Source organism: Micromonospora sp. NPDC005291 (genome assembly GCF_040607415.1).
Classification (GTDB): domain Bacteria; phylum Actinomycetota; class Actinomycetes; order Mycobacteriales; family Micromonosporaceae; genus Micromonospora.
This window is the reverse complement of the sequence record NZ_JBEXGR010000001.1, coordinates 492,821-506,430: the sequence shown is the minus strand read 5'-3', so window position 1 is coordinate 506,430 and position 13,610 is coordinate 492,821. Positions and strand designations below refer to the sequence as shown.

The 13,610-nt window shown below is 72.8% G+C and carries 12 protein-coding genes; 6 read left to right on the top strand and 6 right to left on the bottom strand.

Annotated elements, in window-relative coordinates; translation table 11 throughout:
* The first annotated feature begins 2 nt into the window (after positions 1–2).
* The 4 genes from ABZT18_RS02250 to ABZT18_RS02235 all read left to right on the top strand — a co-directional run bounded on the left by ABZT18_RS02250 (position 3) and on the right by ABZT18_RS02235 (position 5,968).
* On the top strand, positions 3–770 hold the full coding sequence (locus tag ABZT18_RS02250; protein ID WP_354993192.1) for a 3-oxoacyl-ACP reductase: 768 nt from the start codon (positions 3–5) through the stop codon (positions 768–770).
* A 20-nt stretch (positions 771–790) separates the two neighbouring features.
* A complete protein-coding gene (locus tag ABZT18_RS02245; protein WP_354993193.1) occupies positions 791–1,600 on the top strand; it encodes a gamma-glutamyl-gamma-aminobutyrate hydrolase family protein in 810 nt (269 codons plus the stop codon).
* On the top strand, positions 1,560–2,111 hold the full coding sequence (locus ABZT18_RS02240; protein ID WP_355250180.1) for a pyridoxamine 5'-phosphate oxidase family protein: 552 nt from the start codon (positions 1,560–1,562) through the stop codon (positions 2,109–2,111). The genes ABZT18_RS02245 and ABZT18_RS02240 overlap by 41 nt, the downstream gene beginning before the upstream one ends.
* 263 nt (positions 2,112–2,374) lie before the next feature.
* A complete protein-coding gene (locus tag ABZT18_RS02235; RefSeq protein WP_355250177.1) occupies positions 2,375–5,968 on the top strand; it encodes a SpoIIE family protein phosphatase in 3,594 nt (1,197 codons plus the stop codon).
* Positions 5,969–5,996: 28 nt separating this feature from the next.
* On the opposite strand, the gene ABZT18_RS02230 is transcribed toward ABZT18_RS02235, so the two are convergent.
* The gene (locus ABZT18_RS02230; RefSeq protein WP_354993196.1) at positions 5,997–6,311 is read right to left on the bottom strand and encodes an STAS domain-containing protein; all 315 of its coding nucleotides are present in this window, start codon (positions 6,309–6,311) and stop codon (positions 5,997–5,999) included.
* Positions 6,312–6,406: 95 nt separating this feature from the next.
* Between ABZT18_RS02230 and map the strand changes: the two genes are divergently transcribed.
* Both map and ABZT18_RS02220 read left to right on the top strand, forming a co-directional pair.
* Positions 6,407–7,264: a type I methionyl aminopeptidase gene (map, locus tag ABZT18_RS02225; protein WP_354993197.1), complete on the top strand. Its 858-nt coding sequence runs from the start codon at positions 6,407–6,409 to the stop codon at positions 7,262–7,264.
* 55 nt (positions 7,265–7,319) lie between these two features.
* Positions 7,320–8,033 carry a VIT1/CCC1 transporter family protein gene (locus ABZT18_RS02220; protein WP_354993198.1) on the top strand — a complete coding sequence of 238 codons (714 nt, stop codon included), beginning with the start codon at positions 7,320–7,322 and terminating at the stop codon, positions 8,031–8,033.
* 6 nt (positions 8,034–8,039) lie between these two features.
* On the opposite strand, the gene ABZT18_RS02215 is transcribed toward ABZT18_RS02220, so the two are convergent.
* The 5 genes from ABZT18_RS02215 to ABZT18_RS02195 all read right to left on the bottom strand — a co-directional run bounded on the left by ABZT18_RS02215 (position 8,040) and on the right by ABZT18_RS02195 (position 13,571).
* Complete coding sequence (locus ABZT18_RS02215; RefSeq protein ID WP_354993199.1) at positions 8,040–8,777, bottom strand: nucleotidyltransferase domain-containing protein; 738 nt, start codon at positions 8,775–8,777, stop codon at positions 8,040–8,042.
* 93 nt (positions 8,778–8,870) lie between these two features.
* Complete coding sequence (locus tag ABZT18_RS02210; protein ID WP_354993200.1) at positions 8,871–9,371, bottom strand: nitroreductase/quinone reductase family protein; 501 nt, start codon at positions 9,369–9,371, stop codon at positions 8,871–8,873.
* 83 nt (positions 9,372–9,454) lie between these two features.
* Positions 9,455–12,238, bottom strand: a complete 2,784-nt coding sequence (locus ABZT18_RS02205; RefSeq protein ID WP_355250174.1) for an FtsX-like permease family protein — start codon at positions 12,236–12,238, stop codon at positions 9,455–9,457.
* Positions 12,235–12,993: an ABC transporter ATP-binding protein gene (locus ABZT18_RS02200; protein ID WP_355250171.1), complete on the bottom strand. Its 759-nt coding sequence runs from the start codon at positions 12,991–12,993 to the stop codon at positions 12,235–12,237. The genes ABZT18_RS02205 and ABZT18_RS02200 overlap by 4 nt, the downstream gene beginning before the upstream one ends.
* On the bottom strand, positions 12,966–13,571 hold the full coding sequence (locus ABZT18_RS02195; RefSeq protein ID WP_354993203.1) for a PadR family transcriptional regulator: 606 nt from the start codon (positions 13,569–13,571) through the stop codon (positions 12,966–12,968). The genes ABZT18_RS02200 and ABZT18_RS02195 overlap by 28 nt, the downstream gene beginning before the upstream one ends.
* Positions 13,572–13,610: the final 39 nt, after the last annotated feature.

The window sequence follows — 13,610 nt, the reverse complement described above, 5'->3', positions numbered from 1 at the left end:
CAGTGCAGGGTCGGTTGCAGGACCGGGTGGCCGTGGTCACCGGAGCGGGTAGCGGCATCGGGTTGGCCACCGTCCGGCGGTTCGCCGCCGAGGGGGCCCGGGTGATCTGCGTGGACATCGACGCGGCGGCCGGCGAGAAGGCCGCCAACGAGTGCGGCGGTGAGTTCGTGGCGACCGACGTGGCCGACGAGTCGGCGGTACGCGACCTGTTCGACGGGGTGGCGGACCGGCATGGCCGGGTGGACATCGCGTTCAACAACGCCGGCATCTCACCGCCGGACGACGACTCCATTCTGGACACCCGCCTCGACGCGTGGGAGCGGGTGCTGCGGGTCAACACCACGAGCGTCTACCTGTGCTGCAAGTACGCCATTCCGCACATGCGCCGCCAGGGCAAGGGCTCGATCATCAACACCGCCTCGTTCGTGGCGCTGATGGGCGCGGCGACGTCGCAGATCGCGTACACCGCGAGCAAGGGCGGCGTGCTGGCGATGACCAGGGAGTTGGGTGTGCAGTTCGCCCGCGAGGGCATCCGGGTCAACGCGCTGTGTCCCGGCCCGGTGGCCACCCCGTTGCTGCTGGAGCTGTTCGCCGCCGACCCGGAGCGCGCCGCCCGCCGGCTGGTGCACGTGCCGATGGGCCGCTTCGGGCAACCGGAGGAGATCGCCGCCGCGGTGGCGTTCCTGGCCAGCGACGACGCCTCGTTCATGACCGCCGCGCAGTTCGTGGTCGACGGCGGCATCACGGGCGCATACGTCACGCCCCTATGAGCGCGGCCCCGCAGTCGCGAATGCTGCCTGCCCTGAGGCGCCGGCCGCTGATCGGGATCAGCGCTTACGTCGAGCCCGCCGACTGGGCGGCCTGGCGGGGCGTGCCGGCCGTGCTGGTGCCCGAGGCGTACGTGCGGGCGGTGACGGCCGCCGGCGGCCGGGCGGTGGTGCTGCCGCCGGACGACGTGGACGGCGACGTGTTGGCCGTCCTCGACGGGCTGCTGCTCGCCGGTGGCGCCGATGTGGGCCCGGGGCGGTACGGCCAGCCGCCCGACCCGCGTACCGAGGATCGGCCGGACCGGGACGCTGGCGAGCTGACCCTGTTGGCCGCCGCGCTCGCCGCCGAGTTGCCGGTGCTGGGCGTGTGCCGGGGGATGCAGTTGCTCGCCGTCGCCTACGGCGGCACCCTGCACCAGCACCTGCCCGACGTGGTTGGTCATGAGGCGCACCGTCCGGCGCCCGGCGTCTACGGCGGCCACGCGGTGCGGTTCACGCCGGGAAGCCTGGCCGCGACGGTGCTGGCCGGGGTGGACCAGGTCAACTCGTACCACCACCAGGCAGTCGCCGAGCCGGGCCGGCTCGCGGTCACCGGTTGGGCGGAGGACGGCGTTGTCGAGGCGGTCGAGGACCCGGCTCTGCCGTTCGTGCTCGGCGTGCAGTGGCATCCGGAGAACGAGCCGGATCCTCGCCCGATCACGGCGCTGGTCGAGGCTGCTGGTCAGCGTGTTGACGACGGATGTGACGGACGTCGCTCCCGCCCGGTGGTGTGGCCGGTGGGAGGATCGGCGCATGGGCAAGGTCTATCCGGAGATCGACGGTCGACTGCGTGACTTCATCGCGGCCCAGTCGGTCTTCTTCGTGGCCACCGCGCCGTCCGGTGCCGAGGGGCACGTCAACGTCTCGCCGAAGGGCATGCGGGGCACGTTCGTCATCCTCGGCTCGCACCGGGTGGCCTACCTCGACTACCACGGCAGTGGGGCGGAGACCATCGCCCACCTGCGCGACAACGGCCGGATCACGTTGATGTTCTGCGCCTTCGACGGGCCGCCGAAGATCGTCCGCCTGCACGGTCGGGGCAGCAGCGTCGCGGTGACCGAGGGCGCCTTCGCCGACCGGCTCGCGGAGTTTCCCGCCCCGCCGGACGTGCACGCCGTCCGGGCCGTGATCACCGTCGAGGTGGAGCGGGTCAGCGACTCCTGCGGCTACGCGGTGCCATTGATGGACTTCCGCGCCGAACGTGACCTGTTGCTCACGTCACACTCCCGCCGTACCACCGACGACCTGGTGGACTACCGGGCCACCAGGAACGCGGCGAGCATCGACGGGCTGCCCGTCTTCTGACCCGGCACGGCGCTCCGGCAACTGCCGCTCGACGCGGTTGCGTACCCGCACTGTCCGGTGCCCGACGGCCCCGGCGGACATAAACAGCGTCCAAGCATCGTCATGCGTTACGTTGCTGATCCGCTGGGGTACAAGTCGGAGCACGGCAGGTGAAGATCAACGGTCGCGGGGCACGACCGGAGCGGGGAGGCTGTATGAGCTCGGCCCACGGGGGCGCGGACGCTGGGCATCATCCCGTCGCGTCCGGACGGGAGATCCCCCCGATGCTGGCAGCCGCTTTCGTGGCCGGTGGCGAGATGGGTGAGCGGCTGAGCGGCTTCGACTGGTCCAGCGGTCCACTGGGCGCACCCGGTCAGTGGCCCGTGGCGCTCTCCAACTCGATCGGCATGATGCTCGCCTCAAGCGCGCAGATCGTCATGTTCTGGGGCGACGACCAGCTCGCCTTCTACAACGACGCCTATCGGCCGACCATCGGCAGCAAACACCCGGACGTGCTCGGCCAACCGGCCCGCCCGCACTGGGCGGAGACCTGGGCGGTGCTCGGCCCGCTGCTCGATGGCGTCCGGCGCACCGGGCGCTCCTACCGCGGCGAGGACCACCCGTTCCTGCTGGACCGGCACGGCTTCGTCGAGCAGACCTACTTCAACGTGTCGTACGACCCGATCTGGGGTGACGACGGCTCGGTCAGTGGCGTCTACTGCATCGTCAACGAGACCACCGGCCGGGTGCTCGGCGAGCGCCGGCTGCGGGCACTGGCCGAACTGGGTGCCGACCTGAGCGACATCGGCAGTGCCGCCGAACTCGGGCGGACCGCCGCCGAGGTGCTCGTCCGGTACCGGGCGGACGTGCCCTTCGCCTTGATCTACCTGGCCGACGACAGCGGCCGGCTCACCCTGGCCGGGTCGACCGGCACCGACCTGGCCGCCGTCGGCGTCACCCCGGAGCTGCTGGCCCGGGTGACCGCCGACGGCCAGGCCGGCACGGTCGAGGTGGCCGATCTGCTCGACCCGACGCCGGTCGACGCCGCCGACCAGGCCCTCGTGCTTCCCCTCACGGCGACCAACCAGACGGTCGGCGCGCTGGTCGTCGGCGTGGCACGCCGGCTGCCGCTCAGCGACGACTACCGCAAGTTCCTCGACCTGGTCGGCGCCCAGATCTCCCGTGCGGTCGGCACGCAGCGGGAGCACGAGCAGCAACGGGCCCGTGCCGCCGAGCTGGCCGCGCTGGACCAGGCGAAGACCAACTTCTTCGCCAACGTCAGCCACGAGTTTCGTACCCCGCTGACCCTGGTGCTCGGCCCACTGGAGGACATGCTGGCAGAGCCGGCGCTGCCTGCCGCCGAGATCGCCCGGCTCACCATGATGCACCGCAACGCGCTGCGCCTGCTCAAGCTGGTCAACACCGTGCTGGACTTCTCCCGGCTGGAGTCCGGGCGGCTCGCCGCCCGCTACCAGCCCACCGACCTCGCCGGCTACACCGCCCGGCTGGCCAGCACCTTCCGCTCAGCCACCGACCGGGCCGGGTTGCGGCTGGTGGTGGACTGCCCGCCGCTTTCGGAGCCGGTCTTCGTCGACCGGGACATGTGGGAAAAGATCGTCCTCAATCTGGTGTCGAATGCGGTCAAGTTCACCTTCGACGGCGAGATCCGGGTCCGGGTCCGGGCCACGGACGGCGCGGCCCGGCTGGAGGTGAGCGACACGGGCGTCGGCATCGTGCCGGACGAGCTGCCGCACGTCTTCGAGCGCTTCCACCGGGTGCCCGGGGTGCGCGCGCGCACCCACGAGGGCACCGGGATCGGCCTGGCGCTGGTCCGGGAGCTGGTCGAGATGCACGGCGGCGAGGTCGGGCTGACCAGCCAGCTCGACGAGGGCAGCACCTTCACGGTGACCGTCCCGTTCGGGTCGGCCCACCTCCCCGCGGACCGGGTGGCGGCGTTCGGCCCCCTGCCCGCGGGTGCGCCGGAGCAGGCCCGGTTGTATGTGGCGGAGACCGCGCTGTGGACCGGCGCCGGCCCGGCACCGGAGTTCGACAGCCGGCCGACGGAGGGCACCCCGGCCGGACGCATTCTGGTCGTCGACGACAACGCCGACCTGCGCGAGCACGTCACCCGGCTGCTCTCCCCGACCTGGGAGGTGGTCACCGCGACCGATGGGCTGGCGGCACTGCCGCTGGCCCGCGAGGGCGGCTTCGATCTGGTGCTCACCGATGTGATGATGCCCCGGCTGGACGGGTTCGGGCTGGTGAGCGCGCTACGCGTGGACCCGCGTACCCGGCATGTGCCGATCGTGCTGCTCTCCGCCCGGGCCGGCTCCGCCGAGGCCGTCGCCGGCCTCTCCGTCGGCGCCGACGACTACCTCACCAAGCCGTTCACCAGCCAGGAGCTGATCGCCCGGGTCCGGGCCAACGTCGAGCTGGGTCAGCTTCGCGGGCAGATCATCCGTCGGCTCCGGGCACTGGCCGACGCGGCGGTGGCGGTGAACACCGCCCGGTCCACCGGCGACGTGCTCCAGGTCGCCGCCCGGCACGCGCTCAGCCTCGCCGAGGCCGCCCGGGTGGTGGTGACCGCGACCGGCGCCCGATCCGAGGCGGACACCGGCGGCGCCACCGCCACCGACCCGTTCTTCGTGGCCGAGCTGACGGGCACCACCGGCGAAACGCTCGGCGAGTTGCGGGTCTGGCGGCCGGTCGGCGACGACGCGCAGGCCGACGAGGCCGCGTTGACCCAGCTGGCCCGACTGGTCGGGGTGCGTCTGGAGAACGCCCAGCTCTACGAAGCCGAACACCGCATCGCCACCACGTTGCAGCACAGCCTGCTGCCCCGGTCACTGCCCCAGCTGCCCGGCGCGGTGGTGGCCAGCCGGTACCTACCCGGCAGCGCCGACGTCGAGGTCGGCGGTGACTGGTACGACGCGATCGCTCTCAAGGACGACGAACTGGTCCTGGTCATCGGGGACGTGGTCGGCAAGGGCGTCCAGGCCGCCGCGGCGATGGGGCAACTGCGCAACGCGCTGCGGGCGTACCTGCTGGAGGGCTACGACCCGGGTGAGTCGCTGACCCGGCTCAACCGGCTGGTCGGGTCCACCGAGCGTCGATCCTTCGCGACGGTGGTCTGTCTGCTGTTCAACCCGCGGACCGGCCGTCTGCGGTACGCGAGCGCCGGTCACCCGTCCCCACTGGTGATCAGAGGAAGCGACGTCACTTTCCTGCACGACCGTGCGCTCGGCCCACCGGTCGGCGCCATCCCCGACGCGACGTACGAGGGGGTCGAGGGGGAGTTGGCACCCGGTAGTCGGCTGCTGCTCTACACCGACGGGCTGATCGAGGACCGTCAGCTCGACATCGACGCCGCGCTGGCTCAGCTGTGCGTCGACGCGGCGACCCCGGGTGAGCACGTGGTGGACCTGATCGACGCGGTGGTCGAGCGGGTCGCCGGGCAGCCGCGCCGTGACGACGTGGCGATCCTCGCCCTGGAAGCGGCGGAGCTGAACCGTTTCGTGTTGCGGCTGCCGGCGGACCCGACCCGGCTGAGCGTGCTGCGCAAGCGCCTGGAGGACTTCCTGGTCGCGCACGCGGTGGGTGAGACGGACCTGTTCGACCTGACCGTCGCCGTCTCCGAGGCCGCCGCGAACGCCATCGAGCACCCGGTCCACCCCGCCGAGGCCATGATCAGTGTGGAGGTGTCCATCGACGATCGGACGGTGACCGCCACGGTGCGCGACAGCGGGCAGTGGCGCGAGTCGACCAACTCCGGGTTCCGGGGGCGTGGGCTGACCCTGATCAAGGCCCTGGGCGACCTGTCGGTGCGGCGTACCGATGAGGGCACCGAGGTGACGCTGCGCCGGCAGCTGCGGAGCTGACCGTGCGCCCGGCGACGGCCGGGGTGTCTCAGGCCGGCCTGAGCCAGCTCTGCTCGCCCAGGCCGGAGATCTCCAACACCCGGCGGACCTGCCGGGACGGCAGCACGGTGAGCGTGCCCGAAAACTGCTGGGCGAGCCGGACCAGCGCGTGGATGGCGGCCGAGTCGAAGAAGGTGACCGCGCTCAGATCGAGGGTGATCTGCTCGGCGGGCTCACGCAGCGCGGTGTTGAGCATGGTGTCGGCGGTCGCCATGTCGACCTCACCGGCCACCACCACGCGGAGGTGGTCACCGTCGATCTCCGCGCTGGCGGAGAAGACTGGTGGTGCTCCCCCTTGATCCACGCAGACACCATGGCACAGGCGACCTGGCAGGGCAACAACCGGTCGGGGCCTGCCGTGGCGCCGGTCACCGGCAGCTCCGGCGATAGGCTTGCGGCATGACCGTCCGCCCGCCGCTGACCCCAGGCACGCTCTCCCCGATGCGCCCGGTGCCCACCCACATTCCCCGCCCGGAGTACGTGGGCAAGGAGCGCCCGCAGGAGTGGCGTGGCTCGCACGTGCAGACCTCGGAAACCATCGAGAAGATGCGGATCGCGAGCCGTCTCGCCGCGCAGGCGACCCAACTCGCCGGCGAGCACTGCAAGCCCGGCGTGACCACCGACGACATCGACAAGGTGGTGCACGAGTTCCTCTGCGATCACGACGCGTACCCGTCGACACTGGGCTACAAGGGCTTCCCCAAGGCATGCTGCACCAGCCTCAACGAGGTCATCTGCCACGGCATCCCGGACTCCACCGTCCTGCAGGACGGCGACATCATCAACGTCGACGTGACCGCGTACATCGGTGGGGTGCACGGTGACACCGACGCCACCTTCTGTGTCGGCGAGGTCAGCGAGGAGGCCCGGCTGCTGGTCGAGCGCACCCACGAGGCGATGATGCGCGGCATCCGCGCGGTCGCCCCGGGTCGCCAGATCAACGTCGTGGGCCGGGTCATCGAGTCGTACGCCAAGCGGTTCGGCTACGGAGTCGTCCGCGACTTCACTGGCCACGGCATCGGCGAGTCCTTCCACAGCGGGCTCTTCGTGCCGCACTACGACAGCCCGCGCCCCACCGACATCATGGAGCCGGGAATGACGTTCACCATCGAGCCGATGATCACGCTCGGCACCTACCAGTACGACATGTGGGACGACGGGTGGACCGTGGTCACCAAGGACCGGAAGTGGACCGCCCAGTTCGAGCACACCATCGTGGTGACCGACGACGGCCACGAGATCCTGACCCTGCCGTGAGCGCGAGGAACGCAGCGAAGCGAAGTCCCGCAGTCGCGAACGAAGGGCAGGCGCCGTGACCGACACCCCAGCGGCGCTGCGCGAGGCGCACCACGCGGACGTCTCCGGCGGCTGGCTGCGCCCTGCCGTCTTCGGTGCGATGGACGGTCTCGTCACCAACATCGCCCTGATCGCCGGAGTAGGAGGCGGCGGGGTGTCGCCCCGCAGCATCGTGCTGACCGGCTCCGCCGGCCTGGTGGCCGGTGCGATCTCCATGGGGCTCGGCGAGTACACCAGCGTGCGCTCCGCGAACGAACAGGTCGCCGCCGAGGTGGCAAAGGAGCGGCGCGAACTGGAACGGCACCCCGAGGCGGAGGCCCGGGAACTGGCCGACGCGTGGGTGGCACGGGGCCTTCCCCGGGATCTCGCCACCCAGGTCGCGGAGGCGGTGCGGCGCGACCCGGAGGAAGCGCTGCGGGTGCACGTCCGCGAGGAGTTGGGCGTCGACCCCGACGACCAGCCCAGCCCGTGGACGGCGGCGATCTCGTCGTTCCTGTTCTTCTCGGTGGGCGCGTTGATCCCGCTGCTGACGTACCTGTTCGGCGCAACCGAGCTGTGGCTGGCACTCGCCGTCGGCGGGCTCGGGCTGTTCGCCGCCGGTGCGGTGGTGGCCCGCTTCACCAACCGTCCCTGGTGGACGGGCGGTCTGCGCCAACTGCTGCTGGGCGCCGCAGCCGCCGGCGCCACCTATTTGATCGGCTCGCTGATCGGTGTGCAGGGCGGGCTGTGACGCCGGTCAGGTGGTGAGTAGCTCGTCGACGGTGCCGTCGACCGCGCGACCACGGGCGGCCAACTCCTCGGCCTGCCGGGCCAGCACCACACCCACCTCGGTCATGTCCGCGCCGGCCAACCCGGTGCGTTGTACCGCGTCCCCGGGGTCACGGAAGTAGGTGCGGCTCAGCAGGCCGGTCACCGTGGCCGCCGCCAACCGCGCCTCACCGAGCATCAGCAGCGCCTGGTCGGTCTCGTACCACTCGGCGAGCCGGGCGGCCCGGGAGTGCGCCGCGCTGCCTCGGTACCAGGCCTGCCGGGCCGCGGTGCTGAACTCCGCCGGCCGGGCCCGGGCCAGCCGGCCGAGATGCTCGTCGCGCAGCGTCCGCAACCAGCCCGTCGGATCGTGCAACGCCTGCGTGGTCACGTACCGGTCGGCGGTCAGCGGCCAGAGCGGAGAGAGCACCCGGGCCTGCCCGAGGTAGTCCTCGGCGGAGGCCACGGTCAGGTCGACCAGCACCCCGTCCACCCGCCGCGTCGCTGGCGGCGGGCCGGTGCCCGACCGGTAGGTGACCACCAGCATTCCCGCCTCGCGGTCCCCACCGCCGTCGTCGTCGCCGTGCGCCAGAGGCCCGTGCACCGCGACCGCGAGCACGTCGGCCGGGAACCGCCGTCGGACCGCCTCGGCGACCCGCTCCGCGACCGTCCACCGTCGATCGTCGAGGCCCCGGCCAACACCGGCCTGTTCGCTGCTAGCGCTCACGGACCCGCCTTTGTTCGCGACTGCGGGGCTCGCAACCCCGGCTCACTCCTCGCGCTCACGGACCCCGCCTCCGCCTCGCTGCCCAGCGTCAGCCTAGCCAGCAGACGGTGGACCGGCCGGTGCGCCGCGCCCGGTCGGCACCAGCCGGAAGATGCGGATCTCCCGGTCGCCGGCCCGCTGCACGTACGTGCGGTACGCGGGCCACTCGGTGACCAGCAGCTGCCACAGCCGGTCCCGTTCGGTGCCGGTGGCCGGCTCTGCCCGCACCGGGAGCCGCCGCCCCTTGACGTTCACCTCCGCGACCGGATCGGCGAGCAGGTTCGTCGCCCAACTGGGCTGATGGGTCTGCCCCCAGTTGGAGCCGATCACCACGTACGCGTCGCCGTCGGGCACGTAGAGCAGCGGATTGCTGCGGGGCTTGCCGGAGCGGCGGCCGGTCGTGGTGATCACCAGGGACGGGATCAGGCCGAGTGCGACCACCCGCCCCCGGGTGAGTCGACCGACCACCCGGTCGGCGGGGACCAGTAGACGTGCGGCGGCGCCGAACCAGCGGTGATGACCGACTCGACGGGTGAGGGCTCCCAGGACTGACACGCGGATCAGTCTGCCGGCTGCCGCGCCTCTGCGGCACCCCCCTGCGCGCCCGGGTTACCAACCGGCCGGCCAGGCCGTGGAAGTCAGTCCAACCGCCGTTCGATTGGCAGCTGGGCGCGGGTGAACAGACCCGCCCCGAGCATCGCCACCACCGGCACCAGCACCAGGACCCCGAGCGCGGGCCACGGCACCAGGAACGGGTACGGATCGGGAATCGGCCAGTCGGTGGCGTACTGCCGGTTGACCGAGAACAGCACGATCGCGGCGGTGCCCAGCCCGGCCACGATGCCGAGCACCGAACCGAGGCCGGCGATGACCCCGGCCTGGCAGATGGCCAGCAGTCGGCGTACCCCGGGTGCCGCGCCGACGGCCGCGAGGGTGGTCAGCTCGGAGCGCCCCTCGGCGGCGGCGAGCGCGGTGGCTATGCCGGCCGCCCCTATCGTGATCAGCCCGGCCGCCGCCCCGAGCAGCAGAAGCAGCGGTGAGACGTCGCGGGGGGCGCCGCCGTACTCCACGGACAGGGAGAAGGTCCCGTAGGGCCGCAGGTCGGCGGCGAACCGTTTCTGCTGGGCCTCGTCGGGCGCTGTGGTGGTGCCGATCACCCAGCCGGCCGGGGACCAGCTCAGGCCGAGTTGTCGGGCCGCGGCCGTGGACAGCAGCAGGCGGGACTGGCCGACCGCCACAGGCAGCGCGTACCCGGCAAGGTCTCGGGTGGCCGTCGGTCGGTCCGGCCCGGCGTCCGCCTGGCTCACCCGGATGGTCACCAGGCCGTCGTGCAGGTAGCGCGGGTCGGTCACCACCACACCGCCAGCACGCAGCACCGCCGTGGCGGCGGCGGTCGCCGCCGGGTCCGCGCCGGTGAGGAGCGGCAGTGCGGTTCCGTCGTCCACCTCCGTCGCGACGTAGCCGCCGTAGTAGTCCGCCTCACGGATCAGACAGCGCGGGTCGGCCCGGGCCTGCCGGCGGTGCGCCTCGGAGAGGCTGTCCCCGGGCTGAAAGGGGCAGGCCCGCTCCGGCGGCAGCACCGGCTCGACGTCGCAGTAACCGGTGCCCGCCGGCGCGCAGCCCACCGCGTACACCGGTGCGACCCCGCCGGTACCCAGCTGTTCCCGGGCTGCGGCGGTGACCTGGGCCAGCGTGGCCTGCCGGCCAGACTCGTTCGGGTTGACCAGCACGTGGCCGGTCGGCAACGCCGGCTGATAGGCGCGCGCGTCGCGCGTGCCGTCGCTGGCCAGGTAACCGCCGAGCGCGACGCTGCTGGCGACGGCGGCCATCACGGCGCAGATGGCCGGCGCTGCGGCGGCCCGGTTGCGGCTGGCATCGCGCAGCGCGATCCGTGGCGCCAGTGGCAACACCCGGCCGAGTCGGGCGAGCCCTCCGATCAGCGTGGGTGTGCAGCACACCAGGCCCAGTTCGCCCAGGATCAGGCCGGTGAGGATCACCGCGGGGGAGGTGCGGGTGGCCCCGAACGCCGCCAGGCCCGCCCCGCCGCCCACCAGTGCCAACCCGATGGCCAACCACCGGGTCCGGGACACCGGTGGGGTGCGTCGCCCGGCGAGCCCGGCGCTGACGTCCTGTCGGGCCGCGGTCCAGGCCGGTGCCAGAGCAGCGAGCACCCCGGCCAGCACCGCGACCCCACCGAGCAGCGCCAGGGCGGTCGGCCAGCAGCGGTATCCGCCGAAGCGGGCGCCGAAGACGTACTGCTCCACCAGCGGACGACCGGCGAACGCCGCGCCGACGCCGACAAGCAGGCCGACGGCGGCGCCCAGGACGCCCAGCACGACCCCGTCGGCCAGTACGACCCGGCGAAGCTGGGCTGCGTCGCCGCCGGCCACCGCGACCAGCGCCAGGTCCCGTCGTCGGCGACGGACGCCGACGGCGAAGGCCGGCCCGACCAGCAGCACGACCTCCAGTAGCCCGAGGCCGGCGATCAGCACGAGGGTGCTCAGGTCGCCGGGGTCGCTCGGACCGATCGACCGGGACAAGATCCGGTTCGACTCGGCCGCCGCGCCGGCCGGATGACGTGGGACGACCACCACACCCCGGTCGTTGAGCCGGGACACCAGCGCGGCGTCGACGGTGCCGGGTACGTCCGCCAGCCAGGTGCTGTCCGGTTCGGAGCCGGCCCGTGGCACCGCCCCTGGATGCAGCGCCACCACCGCGCCGAGATCGTCGGGGAACTCGACCACCCCGACCACCGTGTACGCCCTGCTCCCGTCGGCGACGGCCACGGCGTGGCCGAGGCGCAGGTCCAGGCGGCGTAGCGCCGCCGGGCTCACCGCGACCTCGCCGGCCTGCTGCGGCGCCCGGCCGGCGCGGAACCGCACCAGCCCGCGGGCCAGGGGATCGGTGAGGTCCAGCACCCGCCCGTCCACGTCCTCGTTCCGGTGCGGGCCCCGCAGTGTCAGCGAGACCCGGGTGCGCACCTCGGTGGCCCGGCTGCCCGGTCCGAGCAGTGCGGTCACCTGGGCGGCGGTCGCAGTGCCGGCGGCTGAGTGCTCGCCCTCGGGCGTGTACCAGCTGTCACCCCACTCGTCCTGTCTTACCGGGGTGTCAGCAACCCAGCGCAGCTCCGCGTCGGCCACGCCGAGCTGGCGGTCGACGCGTTCCTGCGGGGTCAGCTCGGCCATGTCGTAGCTCGCCGCCAGGAAGGCCAGCGCCGCCACCGGCAGGGCGATCATCGCGAGCACCAGGGCGGTTCGTCGTCGGGCCCGGCGTGACTCCCGCCGGGCGATCCGCAGCGCCGTCCGCCAGGAGCCGGTCAGTTCGGCGATCCGCCGCCGGCCGACGGGGGCGGGTGACGTGATCGGCCGCGCCGCGGGTGCGTCGACCCGGCCGGGTGCCCGCACCGCACGGCGGATGGTCACCGATCGCTGCCGGACAGCAGCTGCTCGACGCTGCTCAGCGGTGCCGTCGTGTCGACCAGCACGCCGTCGCGGAGGAACACCACCCGGTCGGCCCAGCCGGCGTGCCGCGCCTCATGGGTGACCAGCACCCCGGCGGCGCCCGCGTCGATCCGGCGGCGCAGCAGGTGCAGCACCGCCTCGCCGGTCTGCGAGTCCAGTGCCCCGGTGGGCTCGTCGGCGAGCACCAGCCGGCGCTCGCCCACCAGAGCGCGGGCGATGGCCACCCGCTGCTGCTGACCGCCGGAGAGCTGGTCCGGGAAGCGGTCACCCAGTGCGGGCAGGCCCACCTCGGTGAGCGCGGTCAGGGCCAACGCGCGCGCCCGGCGTCCGCTGACGCCGTCGAGCTCCAGCGGAAGCGCCACGTTCTCCAGTGCGCTCAGGCTGCCCAGCAGGTTGAGCTGCTGGAAGATGTAGCCGATCCGGCGGCGGCGCAGCTGGGCCAGCCCGCGACGGTCCAGTGCCCCCAGCGGTTGCCCCTCGACCCGGACCTCGCCGCGGGTCGGGCGGTCCAGCCCACCGGCGAGGGCCAACAACGTCGACTTGCCGGAGCCGGACGGGCCCATCACGGCGACCAGCTCACCGGGCCGAACAACCAGGCTGACGCCACGCAACGCGTGCACCGCCGCCGCTCCGGCCCCGTGGGTGCGGTGGACGGCGCGCAGGTCCAGCACCGCGTCGTCCGACCCGCTCACCGTCGCGCCTCCTCGCCGGCCCATCGCGCCGCGTCACGCGCGTCGCCGTCCCCCGGTCGAGGAGGAGCGGGGGGTGCCGGGCCGCTGGGCTGGTGCCGGACCAGACTCGTCTCGCAGTGGTCCAGCCAGCGCACCTCCGCCTCGGCCTGGAACACCATGGAGTCCAGCACGAGGCGCCAGGGGAGGTCCTCCGGTCGGTTGCTGCCGTACTTCAACCGGGTCAGCTCCTGCAGGGCCCGCATCGTCGCGCTGCGCTGGGCCTGCACCACCGAGCGGACGTCCACCCCGGGGGTGGTCAGCGCCAACGCCAGCTTGATCGCCAGTTCGTCGCGGGGCCGTTCGGTACGGCTGACCGGGGTGGCGAACCACAGGGCCAGGTCCGCCCGGCCGGCGTCGGTGATCTCGTACGGGCGTTGCCCGGCTTCGCTCTCCGGCAGCGGGCGCACCAGACCGTCCCGTTCCAGCCGGGACAGCGTGGTGTAGACCTGCCCGATGTTCAGCGGCCAGGTCGAGCCGGTCGACTCCTCGAACGCGGCGCGCAGCTGGTAGCCGTACATCTGGCCGCGTTCGAGCAGGGCGAGCAACCCGTGACGGATGGACATGGCAACGGAGTATGCATACCTGGTATGCGCACCGCAACC

Excerpts from the sequence above, each read along its gene's own strand:
- ABZT18_RS02195 (WP_354993203.1), bottom strand. The coding sequence starts at position 13,571 with ATGTCCATCCGTCACGGGTTGCTCGCCCTGCTCGAACGCGGCCAGATG.
- ABZT18_RS02200 (WP_355250171.1), bottom strand. The coding sequence starts at position 12,993 with ATGGGCCGGCGAGGAGGCGCGACGGTGAGCGGGTCGGACGACGCGGTG.
- ABZT18_RS02235 (WP_355250177.1), top strand. The coding sequence starts at position 2,375 with ATGCTGGCAGCCGCTTTCGTGGCCGGTGGCGAGATGGGTGAGCGGCTG.
- ABZT18_RS02240 (WP_355250180.1), top strand. The coding sequence starts at position 1,560 with ATGGGCAAGGTCTATCCGGAGATCGACGGTCGACTGCGTGACTTCATC.
- ABZT18_RS02245 (WP_354993193.1), top strand. The coding sequence starts at position 791 with ATGCTGCCTGCCCTGAGGCGCCGGCCGCTGATCGGGATCAGCGCTTAC.
- map (WP_354993197.1), top strand. The coding sequence starts at position 6,407 with ATGACCGTCCGCCCGCCGCTGACCCCAGGCACGCTCTCCCCGATGCGC.